The 17,009-nt window shown below is 55.8% G+C and carries 15 protein-coding genes; 2 read left to right on the top strand and 13 right to left on the bottom strand.

Going from position 1 to position 17,009, the window contains the following annotated elements:
* Positions 1-41: 41 nt before the first annotated feature.
* The gene (locus tag ACF8YQ_RS03310; RefSeq protein ID WP_396622581.1) at positions 42-602 is read left to right on the top strand and encodes a GspH/FimT family pseudopilin; all 561 of its coding nucleotides are present in this window, start codon (positions 42-44) and stop codon (positions 600-602) included.
* 26 nt (positions 603-628) lie between these two features.
* Here ACF8YQ_RS03310 and ACF8YQ_RS03305 read toward each other — a convergent pair whose 3' ends face one another.
* From ACF8YQ_RS03305 to murJ, 12 genes are all read right to left on the bottom strand, one after another.
* Positions 629-1,102 carry a type IV pilin protein gene (locus tag ACF8YQ_RS03305; protein ID WP_396622580.1) on the bottom strand — a complete coding sequence of 158 codons (474 nt, stop codon included), beginning with the start codon at positions 1,100-1,102 and terminating at the stop codon, positions 629-631.
* A 13-nt stretch (positions 1,103-1,115) separates the two neighbouring features.
* Positions 1,116-4,793 (bottom strand): pilus assembly protein, encoded by a 3,678-nt coding sequence (locus tag ACF8YQ_RS03300; protein WP_396623270.1) that lies wholly within the window; start codon positions 4,791-4,793, stop codon positions 1,116-1,118.
* Positions 4,794-4,825: 32 nt separating this feature from the next.
* On the bottom strand, positions 4,826-5,425 hold the full coding sequence (locus ACF8YQ_RS03295; RefSeq protein ID WP_396622579.1) for a PilX N-terminal domain-containing pilus assembly protein: 600 nt from the start codon (positions 5,423-5,425) through the stop codon (positions 4,826-4,828).
* Positions 5,422-6,510, bottom strand: coding sequence for a PilW family protein (locus tag ACF8YQ_RS03290; protein WP_396622578.1), 1,089 nt, complete (start codon positions 6,508-6,510; stop codon positions 5,422-5,424). The genes ACF8YQ_RS03295 and ACF8YQ_RS03290 overlap by 4 nt, the downstream gene beginning before the upstream one ends.
* Positions 6,510-6,971: a type IV pilus modification protein PilV gene (pilV, locus tag ACF8YQ_RS03285; protein WP_396622577.1), complete on the bottom strand. Its 462-nt coding sequence runs from the start codon at positions 6,969-6,971 to the stop codon at positions 6,510-6,512. The genes ACF8YQ_RS03290 and pilV overlap by 1 nt, the downstream gene beginning before the upstream one ends.
* Before the next feature lie 12 nt (positions 6,972-6,983).
* The gene (locus ACF8YQ_RS03280) at positions 6,984-7,571 is read right to left on the bottom strand and encodes a GspH/FimT family pseudopilin (RefSeq protein ID WP_396623269.1); all 588 of its coding nucleotides are present in this window, start codon (positions 7,569-7,571) and stop codon (positions 6,984-6,986) included.
* A 59-nt stretch (positions 7,572-7,630) separates the two neighbouring features.
* Positions 7,631-8,581: a 4-hydroxy-3-methylbut-2-enyl diphosphate reductase gene (ispH, locus tag ACF8YQ_RS03275; RefSeq protein ID WP_396623268.1), complete on the bottom strand. Its 951-nt coding sequence runs from the start codon at positions 8,579-8,581 to the stop codon at positions 7,631-7,633.
* A 190-nt stretch (positions 8,582-8,771) separates the two neighbouring features.
* On the bottom strand, positions 8,772-9,224 hold the full coding sequence (gene fkpB, locus ACF8YQ_RS03270; protein WP_396622576.1) for an FKBP-type peptidyl-prolyl cis-trans isomerase: 453 nt from the start codon (positions 9,222-9,224) through the stop codon (positions 8,772-8,774).
* Positions 9,225-9,229: 5 nt separating this feature from the next.
* Positions 9,230-9,754 carry a signal peptidase II gene (gene lspA / locus ACF8YQ_RS03265; RefSeq protein WP_396622575.1) on the bottom strand — a complete coding sequence of 175 codons (525 nt, stop codon included), beginning with the start codon at positions 9,752-9,754 and terminating at the stop codon, positions 9,230-9,232.
* A complete protein-coding gene (ileS, locus tag ACF8YQ_RS03260; RefSeq protein ID WP_396622574.1) occupies positions 9,754-12,573 on the bottom strand; it encodes an isoleucine--tRNA ligase in 2,820 nt (939 codons plus the stop codon). The genes lspA and ileS overlap by 1 nt, the downstream gene beginning before the upstream one ends.
* A 33-nt stretch (positions 12,574-12,606) precedes the next feature.
* Positions 12,607-13,575, bottom strand: coding sequence for a bifunctional riboflavin kinase/FAD synthetase (gene ribF / locus ACF8YQ_RS03255; RefSeq protein ID WP_370229029.1), 969 nt, complete (start codon positions 13,573-13,575; stop codon positions 12,607-12,609).
* Between the two features lie 110 nt (positions 13,576-13,685).
* A complete protein-coding gene (murJ, locus tag ACF8YQ_RS03250) occupies positions 13,686-15,272 on the bottom strand; it encodes a murein biosynthesis integral membrane protein MurJ (protein ID WP_396622573.1) in 1,587 nt (528 codons plus the stop codon).
* Between the two features lie 266 nt (positions 15,273-15,538).
* Here murJ and rpsT point away from each other — a divergent pair, with 266 nt between their 5' ends.
* A complete protein-coding gene (gene rpsT, locus ACF8YQ_RS03245; protein ID WP_011784377.1) occupies positions 15,539-15,808 on the top strand; it encodes a 30S ribosomal protein S20 in 270 nt (89 codons plus the stop codon).
* A 65-nt stretch (positions 15,809-15,873) separates the two neighbouring features.
* Here the strand turns inward: rpsT and proB are convergent, their stop codons facing one another.
* Entirely contained in the window at positions 15,874-16,998 is a 1,125-nt protein-coding gene (gene proB, locus ACF8YQ_RS03240) for a glutamate 5-kinase (protein ID WP_014420591.1), read from the bottom strand.
* Positions 16,999-17,009: the final 11 nt, after the last annotated feature.

Below are 17,009 nucleotides of genomic sequence, written 5' to 3'. Positions count from 1 at the left end.
TTCAGGATGATCGCCAAGAAACTAATTACAAGGACGTAGAAATGAAGAAAATAAATCATCGGGGGTTCACCCTGATAGAGCTATTGTTGGTTACTGCCATACTGACCATCGCGCTGGGTATTGGTCTCCCCTCTTTCAGTAAACTCATTGAAGACGGTCATCGAAAAACCACCCTCAACCAGTTGCTGACTGGCATAAGCTACGCAAGAACGGAAGCGATTAGCCGAAACACGAACATCACCTTGTGCCCCCTGGATAGTAGCAGTCGATGTTCACGAGATTGGAACAAGCCTCTCACCGTCTTTATTGATCCGGCTCGAACCCGCCAACTTAGGTCTGCGAATGATATCCTTCGAGAGTTACAGCCTCCCAGTCAAGGCAACCTCTATGGCAGAACAGGAATCAGAAAACACTTCGGATTCCGACCGACGGGGATGGCGCGGGAAAGCATCGGGCATCTACTATGGTGTCCCGACGACGGTACCCCTGAGCGGGCGTTCCAGATAAGGATCAATATGGGGGGAAGGCCAATTCTGGCAAAGGACACCAATCAGGATGGTATCGCGGAAGACGCCTATGGACGAAACATAGCTTGCCCATAGGCGTGTGTCGGGGGAGCAGTAGACAGTTATTGATTCCAGTCTACCCAGGAACCGGCACCATCTTTATTCCATTCACGAACACCGTTTGACAGCAAGCGCAGAGCACCGTCACCGGCCTGGGCACCCTTTGGTGTTGCAACCAAAGTGTAGGTAGTCCGAGTGGCAGCGCCAATTGTCAGGTCGTAGAACTTGGTCGATCCTTCAAGAGGCGCCTGTGTTGGGAAAATCGTAGGCGCGCCAGTATCAGCACCTGAAGCCGCCGCTCCCAGATAGCTATTTCCATTATCCGTGTAGTAGCGCTCCATGGCCGCACTGAACGCCGTCAGGGCAGCCTGGGCATCGGAACGCCGGCTTTTCTCCACTGAGCTTTGATACGAGGGGTAAGCAATTGCTGCCAGAATACCGACTATGGCGACAACGATCATCAGCTCAATCAGTGTAAAACCGCGCTGCCCCGCAGGGCGGGCATAGCCCGCGCCTGCATTTACTGCATTGTTCATAGCTGCTCCTGTTTTAGTCAATGAGCTCATGCCAACCTACTCTCCGGGTACCACTGAGGCCCGCGCCAAAGTCGGTCAGGAATGGAGTTTTATTAGCCGCCGTATCAGGAGCAATCAACAGATTATCGATGAAGGAGAGGCCTGTAATAATACCATCTCCATAATACACTCCGGCCCAACCCTGATCATCGCCATCAAGCTTGCCATCATTGTTAACATCGATAATGGACTTAGTGGAATCTGTTGAGCCATCCAGCTGGAGTGCTGTCAGGAAGGAGCTACCGCCACCACCACAGGGATCACCGCCCACAGGAATAGTAGAGGCAAAAACAACATAATCTCCACGTACCACCGGTGCTTCAGAAAGCCGCTCACCGGAGCTGGGCAGATCAACATACCAGCCAAACTTCGTGGCCCAATCCAGGGCAGCACCATCCGTTTTACGAACGGGCCGCTGTTCGCCGTCAACGGTTACGCTACCACCTGTGATCGTGCGTTGGGCAAGGTCATCCCGTGCCAGAGCATTGCCGTTACTATCAACCGCGGTTCCGCGATCACTGATGCCGTAGAACGTCTGAGTCTGCGACGTTGCACCTGCGGCCGGGATGTCCGACGCGTCCAGGTACTTACCTGTGCCGAAAAATACCAACAAGTTAGGGTCACTCAGATCTTTCTTGTAGGTATTTCGAGCTATATCAGGCTGCGTGGTAATCGGCTGGGCGTTGCCGAGATTATCTTTTGCCACGAACAAAGGATCGCCATTGTAGAGCACATCCCAGTTGCTTCTACCGCCGCTGAGATCAATGGCCCACAACCGGCCCTCAAGGTCGCCAGCATAGACACGATCGGCAATCCCATCACTGTTCGGGTCACCGCTTGCATCCATGAAGTCAACCAGACGCGGCGCTGACAGTCCGCCACCGCTTGCAACCTCGATGAATTCGTAGTTACCCGGATTGGCAATATCCAACACGAACAGTCCATTCTTTCCACTAGGCGCACCATAACCATTACCAAATACAGCACTCCAGCGATAATCACCATCTGCCCACTTCAGCAATGCTATCTGAACGGCTTCGGTCATATTGCCCAGATTACTGTTGCCTGAGAATTCCCACATCACTGTGGAACCGGCATTGGCTGCCGAGAAATTCGATGGATCGGTAACATCCAGCGCAAATATACCCGGTGTAGCTCCCCGTGAACCGCCAATGACGATGGAACGCCAGGCTCCATCAACATATACATCGGAGGTATTTAGCGGCAGATCCACATAACTCTGGAAATCCAGGTTTGGGACTGTTAGAGCACTCAAACCTTTATTTGCGTCAGTTGAATACAGAAAGCCGGGAATATAAGCCAACAGCTCTTCCCCGGTATCGGCATCAAAACCGTGCAACATACCATCGTTCGCGCCAACGTAGACCGCTTTAGTCCTCGTCTTCATGCTGGTTTTGAATGCACTATATGGCGTTGCACCAAACATGGTTTTATCCGGCCAGATACGGTTAGGTTCGCCAACATACACCGGCGCCGAATTAACAATAGCGCCCAAACGGCTAGCCCTATCACGGAACGTTACTCCCTCCGAACTGGTAACGGTGTTACCTTTGATAAATGATAAACGAGCCTGACCAAGAGTATCGGAGCCACCCGCTTTAAGATCGTTTTGTTGATTGGGCGTCAGATTACCCCAGTCAAAAGTCACACCATTGCCATTGTTGGTGAGAATCAAACGCGGGTTGACCTGGAGGTCCCTAGCATCAAGGATTGTCGCTGCATCCCACTTTTCGCCGGATACAACCCCGTCCTTATCAATAGATTCAGCTTTCAGCGTTCCCGTCCAAATTTGGGATGTGAACTGAGCACTGAAAATATACCCGCCACTTTTCAAAGACGTTGTATTAAAGCTTACGTTTGAACCACTTCCTAACTGCTTCTGCACATCTTTCATCGCAGTCTGCAACGATAAGATCAGTTGTGACGTAGACTGTGCATCGTAATATTCGCCTTTGCCATTTACAGCGGCATGATAGAGATCATCTATCTGCTCAGGTCCAGTTCCTGACAACGAGAGTGAAGACCAGTCCGGATTGGTTTTATGTGCATCCGCCACTTTAAAATGACTGATCCCCGCATACTTTTCGCCGGTCATGCCCAAAGCAACGGTGTACGTATTCATGTGGTAGTCAACGTTGCAGTCCATTAGCGCAGTCTCATCAGCAGTGCCACACTGTGCAGGCAGTCTCATGGCACCACCAGGAATTACTGCGTTACTGCTGTCTCTTAAACCCGTGTAGTAGTAGTAGGCAATATCAGCAAGTGTGTCAGAATTCGTAGCATCGCCAAAAGGGGCATCGGCACTCGAATCAGCATTACCCGCAACCGTCGTGCTTGGGTGATTATTTGCGAAGCCATCGGTGAAAAGAAGGGTGAAATTCTTGCGGCATTCGAGACTTCCTCTTACATCAGAATCAGAGTATTCACTACCGGCGTGCGCAAGCGCTGTCCTGTTGGGCGTCCTACCTCCTTGCCAAATACCACTACCAAAACGACCGTAATGATCTTTCAGAAAACTGGATTTTCCGGCATTTGTACCTATGTCGTAGAGCTTTCCGCTCATATCTCTCCGGTTATGAAGCCAAAACATCCCCACGTTGAGGTTTTCAAGCCCACTCACTGCCTGACCAACTGCTCCTCGTATGGCTTGATGGCGACGACGGTAGTACGAGAACCAGTTTGCAAAGTTTTGCTGCTGTTTTGCGAAAACGTCGTCCGCTGTGCCCTTTCCGCCCAACGCAGCAAACACTTCAGCCTTGTTGTTACCGCTGGCGTCATTCGATAGCTCAAGTCTCTGCAAACATTCACCGTCAGGAGCAATACCCACCTGGCCATCAGGGATTGCCGCTCCTGAAGAGGTCTTGAATTTGAAGTCTGAGGGGCTCATCACCCATGAGTCATATTGCTCACTACCCAATGTTCCGCACTGGGCAGTTGCCTCACTCTTGGTTGGTGTGCGTAGATTTTGATTTCTTTTGTAGCAATACAAGTCACCATAGTATTGAATGAGTTCGTAACCCTTATCACAGCTGTACTGAGTGTAATCGACCGTGGGTTCTGTTGTTTTCACAAAAAAAGTCGCCGGGATATTAGGCGATGACATTTGAAACTTATCACTGCTGGTAAGATCAACTGACAAGGAGCCACTCAACCCCGGATCGAGCTTGGCGGACCTAATGCTCTGGTTACTGAATTCCTCAGTGCCATCTGCATTGGAGGTAGGCCAGGGGGTATAGGTCTGCGACGGATCATAATACTGAAAATTATAATCGGCAGACCTCAAATAATAATACTGTTCACTGAAAGGGTAATAGCTTCCACCACTGCCATTTAAACGCAGACCTTTAGTGTATGGACTTTGCGAAATGACGGTATAGTTACCAGATTTGTCAAGCGGCTGGAAAATATGCGCATCAAAAACTGGACCCGCTGAACCAATTGCTGGGGCTAACACTTCTAAATCCATACTTCCCGAATCATCGATCACGAACATCAGGTTATGATCAACCGCAGCATCAATAAACAATGGACGGTCTGCGACCGTTGCTGACCAACCAATCGTGGGCCAGGCCACAAACATTGCGACCAGACTGCTCTTAAGGCCTTGTCGAAAGATATCTTTAATGTTCATTTTCACTCTCCACGTGATTTGTCACGCAATGTTTATTGGGCTCGAATAACGTAGGCTTCCACCGCTCGCCCGGCCTCTCCGGATGCGCCGGTGCTGTATGCGACTACCCGAAAAACCCGTCCGTTCGATGTCGACTGCTGAACGCCGTCGGCCACACCTCCGGTTCCCAGGCCAAAGCCACTATTGGTCGTTGAGCCGGTCGCCGGGGTTTCCTTGATAAAATACCTGGGCGGCTCTGCAAGAAGGTCTACGCCATCTACCTGTGGCATTGGGGCTTCTCGCGTACCGTTTCCATTACCTCCACCAGACGGCGCCGCCCAGGTCTGGGGATTCAGTAAATCCGTCGGTGCAGCGGTCGTCTCGTCATAAAGACCGGCACTGGCACTAAAGGTGGGGAGGGTGCCACCGCTTAACTCCGCTTCCGCGGCCAGAAGCGCCGCTTCCGCACCCTCAAGGGCAATCTGGGCATCGCGCTGGGCCGAGACCATCCGCTCCTGTGTGGACGTGCCCTGCATGCTCGACAGAGCGAGTACCGTCAAAACCAGCAAGATGACCAGACTGACCAGCAATGCCGCACCGCGCTCCTGCCCCGGGAACCGATTGGTTGGCATAAAAGTATTTATTTGACTCATGGCGATGTATCCAGAAGACGATTTCGAATGCTGTACGTTGACGTGTAAACCCGATAATAGTGGCGATCAGCTGTATTGGCGGGGGTCCAATTATTACCACCAGCACAATTTGACCAGGAGGGGTAACAAGCATCCTGCAGCGACCGTGCTACGCCATCTTCATGGCTACGCACGAGAAGGCTGACCCGTATTGCTTTCACATAAGTCACGGAAGTGTCGTTGATCGTTGCGAGGTTTGCCGCATTGACCGTTTGCCAATTATTAATAACGTTATCGCCCTGCGGCCCGGAGCCAACCTGCACCTGCATATCAATCACATTCGAGACAATTTCCTGACGGTTAACTACTCCGGTGCCGCTTAATCCCTCAAATACCAGAGAGCGTCGGCCGCCATCGTCACGGATGTAATAGCGCTCAGAAAATGGTACAAAGATGTCGCCGGTCGTGTAGGTATCGGGGAAACAGTTGGCCGAGCTACTGCCATTTGGGCAGCCACCGCCACTCTTGATGTTGCCGGGTACGACAGAAGCTCCAGTGTTATGCTGGAGTTTCAGAGACGTCTCGTTGACGCCTGAGAGCTGAAAAATCACTCCGTTGGTACAGTCGGTCAGTAACACAACACCACCAGCCCCAAGCAATCCAGATGGAAGTGACGAGACATCCATCACGGCCGACGATGCATTCATACCGGTCATACTTATGCCCGGGCTGCGGGCTCCCTTAAGCTGTATCACCACCGTGCCCGCGGCTGCTTGCGTGCCATCACCGATATCGAACTGAATAGCCTCCGGACTGGAGAAATCATGCAAATCAGGATCATAGTTCGCGTGGGTCTCATCCAGAACACTATCAACCTCGGCAAAATTGAGGCATCCCCAGTAATCAGCATTACGAATGGTCCTGCCTAAGATATCCTGCGCCAGCCTGCCAGACTCCTGCATACGCCCGATAGACTCCGCCAAACGGAATGTGTCACTCCCACTGACAAAGAGTTGAGCCACGCCCAGTGTCAGGAGCAGCCCGAGCACTGATGCAATAAGAAGTTCAACGAGTGTCAATCCCGCCTGTTTACCCAAACCCTTCATCACTGGAACCTCGTGACCAATGTGTAGTCTGATGTGCCTTCGCCGGCGGCGGTTGTTGCCGTAGCATCCAGAAACATAATGCGTTCCGGCCAGAGGACCTGAGCTGTAAACTCGTTGGCTGCCCCATCCCAACTGGACTCGAACGTCGCTCCCGGGAGGGTTTGGGACATAGCCTCACACCAGACTCGAAACTGTCCTGACAGTGATGAGCAGGAAGCAGTGCTGCCACCCGATTGCTCGAAGTCAGATGGAGTATTGGTGGTTCTGGCCAGCTCAGTCAGCTCCTGAGCATACAAGGTCGCCTGAGTTCGAAGTTCGGCATTACTGATATTTTGCAAAGACAGCAACTGCAACGCTGCTGCTCCCAGCAAGCCGATCCCCAGAACCAGAACGGCCACCAGCACCTCAATCAGGGAAAACCCTTTATCTTTGTAAGGCAAATGTGCGTTTCGCTGTTTCACAACAAGCATTCCTCAAGGACAATTTGTACCTGTGCTGCTATCAACTCGAACCTGACCACCAACGTTCACTTCAATATCGACCGCCTCTGAACCAGACTGTCCACATACTCGGTAATCAAACTGCTGACTCGCCATGCCTCGGCCATTAAAGATCAGATCGGCCGCCGAGGCTGGCGTCATTTGGCTCACGGTCACAGTTCCAGGGAGCGAGTTGGTGGTTCTGAGGAGCTGATCTGGACCTGCCGTGCCCGCCTTACAGGCCGCTAACGCAGTTTGAATACACACGGCGTACCCTGCATTGGCGTTGCTTGTATCCCTCGCATAAACCGCTACCCCGCTTCCTCGACGAATTGCCTCTGAGCGGGCGAAGTTGAGCAAACCAGACATGTCGTTTGCGGCTGCCGAGTGCTGACTGGAATCAATCAGACGGCCAAAATTCGGCACAGCTATCGCCGCCGTTATGCCAACCAGCACGATCACAACCAACAACTCAATCAGTGTAAATCCTCGCTGCGCTCTAGTACTGCGCATAAGCCAGCTCCCTGAACAATTTTTCATCTCTATAGAATAAAGACGTACAAAAAAACCGCCAGATGTCATCGACAAGTGGCGGCTTCTGACTGACAAGCGGGAATCAGCTCGCCAAAGTAAGACACAGCTCACACATTTACAGCATCAATCCGCAATTCCTTCGGCATGGAAAACACAATATTCTCCTCACGCCCGGACACTTCCTCCGGCTCTTCACCACCCAGCTCCTTGAGCCGATTGATCACATCCGCAACCAGCACCTCCGGAGCCGACGCTCCAGCAGTGACTCCTACGGCCTTCTTGCCCTCAAGCCATTGCGGCTCTATCTGGGCAGCCTCATCAATCAGGTAAGCAGGCGTACCCATGCGCTCAGCCAGTTCGCGCAGGCGATTGGAGTTGGAGCTGTTGGGGGAGCCCACTACCAGCATCAGATCGCAGTCGCCGGCCAATTGTTTAACGGCATCCTGCCGGTTCTGGGTGGCGTAGCAGATGTCGTCTTTGCGGGGGCCTTCGATTTCCGGAAATTTGGCGCGCAGAGCATCGATTACCCGGGCGGTATCGTCCATGGACAGCGTGGTTTGCGTAACGAAGGACAAACGGCTGGGGTCTTTCACTTCCAGCTTCTGCACGTCGGCTTCATCTTCTACCAGGTAGATGTCGCCGCCATTGCTGTGGTCGTACTGGCCCATGGTGCCTTCCACTTCCGGATGACCGTGGTGGCCGATGAGGATGCACTCGCGGCCGTCACGGCTGTAACGCATCACTTCCATATGTACCTTGGTGACCAGTGGGCAGGTGGCATCGAACACTTTCAGGCCGCGGCGGGCAGCTTCATTCTGTACCGCCTGGGAGACGCCGTGGGCGCTGAAGATTACCAGTTTGTCGTCGGGCACTTCGTCCAACTCGTCAACAAAGATCGCGCCCCGGTTGCGCAGGTTGTCGACCACGAACTTGTTGTGAACCACTTCGTGGCGCACGTAGATGGGTGCTCCGAACACGTCCAGCGCGCGGTTTACAATTTCTATGGCGCGGTCTACGCCGGCACAGAAGCCACGGGGGTTAGCGAGTCGGATTTGCATCATATTGCCTTTGGAGTTTCCGCCTTTTGAAGTTGGTCGCCCGCGTGCTGCGGGGCGGTACTTTCAGGGACACGCTGTAAATACATCCCTGTACGCTTGACTGCAGCATCCATGCTGCAGACAGTCCCTGAAAGTACCGCCCCACACCCCGCTCAAGTCGAGTTAGCTGTTCACAGCAGCTTTCTAGCAATCAATGCGTGGGCCCAGCCGGCTCCACATCAATGATCTTTACCTCAAAGCTCAGTGTATGCCCTGCCAGCGGGTGATTAAAGTCCACATCCACCTGGTCGCCTTCTACCCGCTTGATCACACCGGGCAGTTCCTGCTGACGCGCGTCGGCGAAGGAAATCACCACACCCGGCTCCAGAAGCATGTCAGCGCTGAACTCGTGGCGTTTGAAGGTCTGCACGTTACTGGGGTTGTGCTGACCGAAGGCTTTTTCCGGCGGTACTTCAAAGGTTTTGTGGTCACCGGCTTTCAGGCCCATTAAGTAGGCCTCGAAGTTCTCCGGCAGGTTTTCGTCACCGATTTCCAGGGTGGCCGGTTCTTTATCGAAGGTGGAGTCCACGGTTTCGCCATCCTCGAGTTTGAGGGCAAAGTGGAGTTTTACGCGGGTTCCCTTGTCGATAGGTAGGTCTTTCATGGGAATCAGTTGCTCCGGTTGGCATCGCCGCTGTCGTCAGCGGGTTTGCGGAATGCGTCGATGATCATCATGGCAGCGCCGATGGTAATGGCGGTGTCGGCCAGGTTGAAGGCCGGGAAGTGCCAGTCCTGCCAGTAGAAATGCAGGAAGTCCACCACGTAGCCATGCACCACCCGGTCGTATACGTTGCCGATGGCGCCACCGAGGATCAATACGATGGCGATGGCGGTCCAGGTTTCATGGGCTTTGAGTTTTCTCAGCCAGCCCACCAGCACCACGCTGACCACAACAGCCAGGGTCACGAAGAACCAGCGCTGCCAGCCGGCGGCGTCCGCCAGGAAGCTGAACGCGGCGCCGGTGTTGTGCAGCAGGGTCAGGTTGAAGCTGGGCAGCACCGGTACCGGGTTACCGTAGGTGAGCATGGCGGTGGCCATGGCCTTGGTGCCCAGGTCGACGGCGACCACCAGTACTGCCAGCCACAACCACTTCAGTTTGCTGCCTGCCCTGCCCTCAGTCATTACCGCGTCCATCAGGCGTAGGCGCGGGTTTCGCCCGGGCCTTCCACGTTGGTGACGCAGCGGCCACACAGGTCGCTGTGCTGCTCGTTCTGGCCCACGTCTTCACGATGGTGCCAGCAGCGCTCGCACTTGGCGTGGGAAGCCGGGGTTACTTTCACCAGCAGGCCTTCCACGTTGGTTTGCTCCACGCCGGCCGCTTCGCTCACCGGCTTTACGGTGGCTTCGGAGGTGATCAGCACAAAGCGCAGCTCTTCTCCCAGGTGGTTCAGGCGCTCGGCCAGGCTACCTTCGCAGTACAGGGTGACTTCCGCACTCAAAGAGCCTTTGATCTCGCCACGGGCACGGGCTTCTTCCAGGCACTTGTTGACGGCTTCTTTCACGGCGTAGATTTCACGCCAGTAGTCACGGCCCAGCTCGAAGTCTTCCGGCAGCGCCGTCAGGCCTTCGTACCAGGTTTCGTAGAACACGGTGTCGCCACGCTTGCCCGGCAGGTGTTGCCAGATTTCATCGGCAGTAAAGCTCAGGATCGGGGCAATCCAACGCACCAGGGCTTCGGCCACATGGTACAGGGCGGTCTGGCAGGAACGCCGCGCCAGGCTGTCGGCCTGGGTGGTGTACTGGCGGTCTTTGATGATGTCCAGGTAGAAACCACCCAGGGTGGCTTCGCAGAAGTTGTACACTTTCTGGTAAATCTTCAGGAAGGCATAGTTTCCGTAGTCTTCATGCAGTTCGTTCTGGAGCTGCAGGGCACGGTCGACCATCCAGCGGTCCAGGGCGATCATGTCTTCCGGCGCCACCATGTGTTGTTCCGGATCAAACCCGGTCAGGTTGCTCAGCAGGAAGCGGGCGGTGTTACGGATACGGCGGTAGCCGTCTGCAGTCTGGCGCAGGATATCCTTGGAAACGCTCATCTCACCGCTGTAGTCGGTGGCAGAGACCCACAAACGCAGGATGTCTGCACCCAGCTCGTTCATGACTTCCTGTGGGGCGATAACGTTACCCAGGGACTTGGACATCTTGTAGCCCTTGGCATCCACAGTGAAGCCGTGAGTGAGCACTTGCTTGTACGGCGCCACGCCATTCATGGCAATGGAGGTTTTCAGGGATGACTGGAACCAGCCACGATGCTGGTCAGAGCCTTCCAGGTACATATCGGCCGGGAACTGGCCCAATTCTTCACGTACCCGCAATACAGAGTCATGGGTGACACCCGAGTCAAACCAGACGTCCAGGGTATCCAGCACTTTTTCGTACTGGTCAGCATCGGCGCCCAGCAGTTCGTTCTGGTCAATGTCGTACCAGGCATCGATGCCGCCGGTTTCCACCGCCTGGGCGACTTTCTCGATCAGCTCCTGGGTGTTCGGGTGCAGCTCCTGGGTTTCCTTATGGATAAACAGGGTGATCGGCACGCCCCACGTGCGCTGACGAGAAATACACCAGTCCGGGCTCTGCTCGAACATGGCCTCGATGCGATTCTGGCCCCAGGCCGGCACCCAGCGCACGCCTTTGATGGCTTCCAGGGCATCGGCGCGCAGGTTAAGCTTGTCCATGCTGATGAACCACTGGGGCGTAGCCCTGTAGATCAGCGGGGTCTTGGTGCGCCAGCAGTGCGGGTAGCTGTGGCGGAATTTTTCCGAGCGTACCAGCTTGCCTTCGCGTTCCAGCGCGGCGCATACCGGCTCATCGGCCTTGTATACGTGCACACCAGCAAATTCGCCGGCCGCGTCGGTATAGGTGCCGTCGGCTTTCACCAGGTTGAGGGTGCCAATGCCGTATTCCTTACCCACCACGAAGTCTTCCATACCATGGTCAGGCGCTGTGTGTACTGCACCGGTACCGGCGTCCAGGGAAACGTGGTCACCCAGCAGCACAGGCACTTGCTTGTCGTACACCGGATGTTGCAGCAACTGGTTTTCCAGTGCGGAACCGGAGACGTTGGCCAGCACTTTGTAGTCTTCCACACCCCAGCGAGCCATGATGCCCTGCACCATGTCCGTGGCCAGAATCATTCGCTCAGCGCCGTGGCCGACATCTAACTGTACCAGTGCGTATTCAATATCGGCACCGATGGACACCGCCTGGTTCGCGGGAATCGTCCAGGGAGTCGTGGTCCAGATCACCAGGGATACATCGCCCTCACCTTCGCTGGTTCCGAAGGTTTTCAGTACGGCGTCCTGATCCACGACAGTGAAGCGCACGTCAATCTGGGTTGACGTTTTGTCCTGGTATTCAACTTCGGCTTCTGCCAGTGCGGACTGACCAACCACACTCCAGTAAACCGGCTTGAAGCCCCGCACCAGGTGGCCCTTGGCGACGATCTTGCCCAACGCCCGGACAATGCCCGCCTCCACTTTCGGATCCATGGTCAGATAGGGCTTGTCCCACTCACCCATCACGCCCAGGCGGATAAAGTCGGCCTTCTGGCCTTCGATCTGTTTGGTGGCGTAGTCTCGGCAGGCCTGGCGGAAGGTTTTGTAGTCCACCTTCACGCCGGCCTTGCCGATTTCCTGCTCAACCTTGTGCTCGATGGGCAGACCGTGGCAATCCCAGCCCGGCACGTAGGGTGCGTCGTAGCCCATGAAACTGCGGGATTTCACGATCATGTCTTTCAGGATCTTGTTGACCGCATGCCCGATGTGAATGCTGCCGTTAGCGTAGGGAGGGCCATCGTGCAGGATGAACTTCTCACGACCTTGGCGCTGCTTGCGCAGATTGCCGTAAACGTTCAGGTCCTGCCAGTGCTTGAGCATGTCCGGCTCGCGCTTGGCCAGGTTACCGCGCATGGGGAACGCGGTTTCCGGCAGATTCAGGGTATGCTTGTAGTCGCTCATGTCTGTGTGCGTACTCTTGGTTGGTCAGTTGAATCAGGTTTCCGGGGTGGCGGGGTTCTCCGCCAACCAGGCCCGGGCATGCTCAAAATCCCGGGCGATCTGTTGCCGAAGTTCGTCAACAGAGTCGAATTTCACTTCGTCCCGCAGGCCATGGCGGAACACGACTTCCAGGTGCTGGCCATAAAGTGTGCCAGCAAAGTCAAACAGGTGCACTTCCAGCGATGGTCGCTTGCCATCTACCGTGGGGCGCAGGCCGATGTTCGCCACGCCATCACGCCATTCCCCGGTATCGAGCCAGGCCCTCACCACGTAAACCCCTCTCAGCGCCGGCATCTGATGCAGCAGGATATTGGCGGTGGGCGCGCCGATCTGCCGGCCCAGCTGCCGGCCATATACCACCCGCCCATGGATCCGGTAAGGGTGCCCCAGCAGTCGCTCTGCTTCCTCAAGTCCGTTCACATTCAGGGCGTTGCGCACCCGTGTGCTACTCACCCGCTCTCCGTCCACGACAACCGTGCGGGTATTCTCAACTGTAAAGCCCCGTTCCTGCCCCACGCTTTGCAACAGCCTGAAGTCGCCGGCCCGGTCGCAGCCGAAGCGGAAGTCGTCGCCCACCACCAGGTGACGAACCCCAAGGCCATGGATCAGCACATCCTCGATAAAGCCCATGCCGGAATAGCTGCGGAAGGTTTCGTCAAAGCGGATACACAGCACCACATCAACGCCTTCGCCAAGCAGAGCTTCAAATTTCTGGCGAAACGGCATCAACCGGGGAGGCGCTTCCGCCCCCTTGAAAAATTCCTGGGGCTGAGGCTCGAAAATCATCACCACAGACGGCAGGTTAAGAGCCTGAGCCTTGCCTCTGACCTGATCGATGATGGTCTTGTGGCCCCGATGAACGCCGTCAAAGTTGCCGATAGTGGCCACGCACCCATCGGCCAGCGGAGAATCCGCACTTCCCGCGATACGCTTGAGATTGGTCAGGCCTCGAATCAGACGCATGTACTGCGAACCCTAATGCTGCCAATGGCTTTCGGCGCGCCGGCGCGACGCACTGGTGAGAAAACGCGCGATTATACCCCAGGAGCGGGCGTGGTAGAAATGACGACGCCTTACTTCTGGCGGAATTGCCGCACGCGGACACCTGCAAGGGCCAGCGCAACAAAATAGGCGAGAACCCCAGCCACAACCAGAATCGTCATTTCCGAAGCCCTCTGCAGGCCAGTAAAGGCCAGCCATTGGCCAACCGGCACGTTCAGCCAGAGGATCACCGCTGCCAGCGCGCTGTTCGCAACCGCCAGCTGCATCAGGAACTTCGGCCAGCCCGACTGGCTTTTCCAGGCGCCTTCCTTGCGAAGTCCGCGCCAGAGCAGATAACCGTTGAGCCAGGCAGAAAGCGATGTCGCCAGCGCAAGCCCGGCATGCGCCAGCGGCACGATCAGCGCCAGGTTAAACACCATATTGGCGACCATGGCGATCACACCAATCTTTACCGGGGTTTTGGTATCTTCCCGGGCGAAAAAACCCGGTGCCAGCACCTTGATCAACATGAACGCCAACAAACCCGTAGAATAGGCCCGCAGACTTTGTGCTGACATCGCGACATCGCGATCGGTCACTTCGCCGTAGTGGAACAGAGTTGCGATCAAGGGCTCTGCCAGCAAAGCCAACGCCAGGGCGGCCGGCACGCCGATCAGCAGAACGGCCCGCACAGCCCAGTCCAGGGTCGCCGCAAACTGGTCCGCAGATGCTGCCGCATGCTTGCGCGACAGACTGGGCAGAATCACCGTGGCGATCGCAATACCGAACACCCCCAATGGCAACTCCGACAAACGGTCGGAATAGTACAGCCAGGACACGCTCCCGGTTTGCAGGAAGGAGGCCAGCACGGTATCCAGTAACAGATTGATCTGGCTGACCGAAACCCCGAACAGCGCCGGCGCCATCAGCTTCAGGATACGGCTTACCCCTTCGTGCCGATAATCGATCCGAGGCCTGGGCAGAAGCCCCAGGCGCATCAGAAACGGCAACTGGAAAAACAGCTGCAAGGCACCGGCAATGAACACACCCCAGGCCAGGGCCATCACCGGCTCATCCATCACCGGTGTGAGGAAAATGGCCGCCGAAATCATCGCCAGGTTCAGTAAGACCGGAGTGAAGGCCGGCACCGCAAACCGGTCATAACTGTTGAGAATGCCACCCGCAAAGGCGGTCAGGGATATCAACAGCAGATACGGAAAGGTAATGCGTAGCATCTCGCTGGTGAGCGCAAACTTGACGTCGTCACCCAGAAATCCTGGCGCAAACACCGCGGTCAGCACCGGCGAGCCGAGCATCGCAACAAGAGTTACCGCCAGAAGCACCAAACCCAGAGAACCGGCCACGGCGTCTACCAGGCGTTTCACTTGCGAAATATCCTGCGTTTCCCGATAGGATGACAACACCGGCACAAAAGCCTGAGAAAACGCACCTTCGGCAAACAGACGCCGGAGGAAGTTGGGAATCTTGAATGCCACGAAAAACGCGTCAGCCCCCGCTCCCGCGCCAAAATAGCGGGCAATCACCATATCCCGAACCAGCCCCAACACCCGGGACAGCATGGTCATCATCCCGACCACGCCAGACGATCTCAACAATCCCGGCGCCCTGGGCGGTTCTGACTTCCCTGTTGAGGGTGGCTTTCGTTGTTCGGAAGACATGATTTCGGCGTCCAGAATCCTGAGTGGAAGCTACGGGCCATCTCGGTAATCCACAAGGCGGAGTAACGCCCCCCGGCCAGCCCCAGCGCTGCGATGCCGGAGTGTATCACAGGGCTTTGCAGGCGAGGCACGAACCGTGCGGCGGCCTTGACATTTCGGGCATTCAGCGGCATAGTTCCGCGTCATTTATTTCGACGCGCTGGTTTTGGCGCGCCCGCGATGTAAAAATTTCTTTTTTATAGCAACGAATTTTCAGGAGTTTTACGGTGGCAAATTCCCCGCAAGCCAAGAAGCGCGCTCGTCAGAACGAGAAAAACCGCAAGCATAACGCCAGCCTGCGTTCCATGGCACGCACCTACATGAAAAAGGTCGACGCCAAGATCAAGGCCGGCAACCACGATGAAGCCCAGGCTGCTCTGAAAGAAGCTCAGCCGATCATGGACAGCATGGTCAACAAAGGCATCTTCGCCAAGAACAAGATTGCTCGCCACAAGAGCCGTCTGAACGCCAAAATCAAGGCTCTGAAAAGCGCCTGATTCTGTGCGAAATAAAAAACCGGCTAATCAGCCGGTTTTTTTGTGTCTGAATCAAGTGAAAAAGATCAAACCACCACCAGATTATCCCGATGGATCATCTCCTCATCGGACACATAACCCAGAACATCATTAATGCGATCACTGGACCGGCCCGAGATGGCCCTGGCTTCATCAGCATCATAGTTAACCAGCCCCCGCGCGATTTCTTTGCCAGTCAGATCGACACAGGAGACCATCTCCCCCCTCCGGAACTGCCCGGACACAGCCTTCACACCCACCGGCAACAGACTCCGTCCACCCTGGCGCAACACCTTCACCGCACCATCATCCAGCGTGAGCTTGCCCCGGGTTTGCAAGTGACTGGCAATCCACTGCTTTCTGGCCGCCAGCCGCCCCTGCTCCGGCAACAGCAAGGTACCAATCACATCACCCTGGCGTAATCGGGCAATCACATGCTCAATCCGGCCACCAACAATCACCGTAAACGCGCCTGAGCGGGCCGCTAACCGGGCCGCCCTCAGCTTGGTCTGCATACCACCGCGCCCGAGCGCTCCGGCACCACCGCCGGCCATGGCATCCAGCTCGCGATCTTCCGCCCTGCGCTCGGTCACAAGCACGGCATCGCCGTGCTTGCGGGGGTCTTTATTAAACAACCCCACCTGATCGGTCAGAATAATCAGACCATCCGCCTCAATCAGATTAGCCACCAGCGCACCCAGGGTGTCGTTATCACCAAAGCGGATCTCGTCGGTCACCACCGTATCGTTCTCGTTCACGATCGGCACCACACCGTAATCCAGCAACGTACGCAGGGTACTGCGGCCGTTCAGGTAACGCTTGCGGTCGGAGAGGTCGTCGTGGGTCAGCAGAATCTGCGCCGTATGGATATCATGGCGCTTGAACTGGGCCTCCCAGGTCTGCACAAGCCCCATCTGCCCCACAGCAGCCGCAGCCTGCAACTCGTGCAAGTGCTGGGGGCGAACTGTCCAACCAAGGCGACTCATGCCTTCGGCGACCGAGCCGGAGGACACCACCACCACCTCCACCCCTTCGGCAATCAGCTCGGCGATCTGATCTACCCACAACCCCAACGCGGCCACATCCAGACCTTTGCCATCATTGGTCAGCAAGGCACTACCGATCTTGACCACCAGACGGCGGGCCTGTCGAAGCTGAAGGCGTTCACTCATGATAGCGCTAC

Source organism: Marinobacter sp. W-8 (assembly GCF_044342215.1).
Classification (GTDB): Bacteria; Pseudomonadota; Gammaproteobacteria; order Pseudomonadales; family Oleiphilaceae; genus Marinobacter; species Marinobacter nauticus.
Note: the sequence above shows the minus strand (reverse complement) of the source record. Positions and strands in the feature narration are given on the sequence as shown.

Excerpts from the sequence above, each read along its gene's own strand:
- ileS (WP_396622574.1), bottom strand. The coding sequence starts at position 12,573 with ATGAGCGACTACAAGCATACCCTGAATCTGCCGGAAACCGCGTTCCCC.
- ACF8YQ_RS03280 (WP_396623269.1), bottom strand. The coding sequence starts at position 7,571 with ATGACATCTGGCGGTTTTTTTGTACGTCTTTATTCTATAGAGATGAAA.
- ACF8YQ_RS03310 (WP_396622581.1), top strand. The coding sequence starts at position 42 with ATGAAGAAAATAAATCATCGGGGGTTCACCCTGATAGAGCTATTGTTG.
- proB (WP_014420591.1), bottom strand. The coding sequence starts at position 16,998 with ATGAGTGAACGCCTTCAGCTTCGACAGGCCCGCCGTCTGGTGGTCAAG.
- fkpB (WP_396622576.1), bottom strand. The coding sequence starts at position 9,224 with ATGAAAGACCTACCTATCGACAAGGGAACCCGCGTAAAACTCCACTTT.
- murJ (WP_396622573.1), bottom strand. The coding sequence starts at position 15,272 with ATGTCTTCCGAACAACGAAAGCCACCCTCAACAGGGAAGTCAGAACCG.
- lspA (WP_396622575.1), bottom strand. The coding sequence starts at position 9,754 with ATGGACGCGGTAATGACTGAGGGCAGGGCAGGCAGCAAACTGAAGTGG.
- ribF (WP_370229029.1), bottom strand. The coding sequence starts at position 13,575 with ATGCGTCTGATTCGAGGCCTGACCAATCTCAAGCGTATCGCGGGAAGT.
- ACF8YQ_RS03295 (WP_396622579.1), bottom strand. The coding sequence starts at position 5,425 with ATGAGTCAAATAAATACTTTTATGCCAACCAATCGGTTCCCGGGGCAG.
- ispH (WP_396623268.1), bottom strand. The coding sequence starts at position 8,581 with ATGCAAATCCGACTCGCTAACCCCCGTGGCTTCTGTGCCGGCGTAGAC.
- ACF8YQ_RS03290 (WP_396622578.1), bottom strand. The coding sequence starts at position 6,510 with ATGAAGGGTTTGGGTAAACAGGCGGGATTGACACTCGTTGAACTTCTT.
- ACF8YQ_RS03305 (WP_396622580.1), bottom strand. The coding sequence starts at position 1,102 with ATGAACAATGCAGTAAATGCAGGCGCGGGCTATGCCCGCCCTGCGGGG.
- ACF8YQ_RS03300 (WP_396623270.1), bottom strand. The coding sequence starts at position 4,793 with ATGAACATTAAAGATATCTTTCGACAAGGCCTTAAGAGCAGTCTGGTC.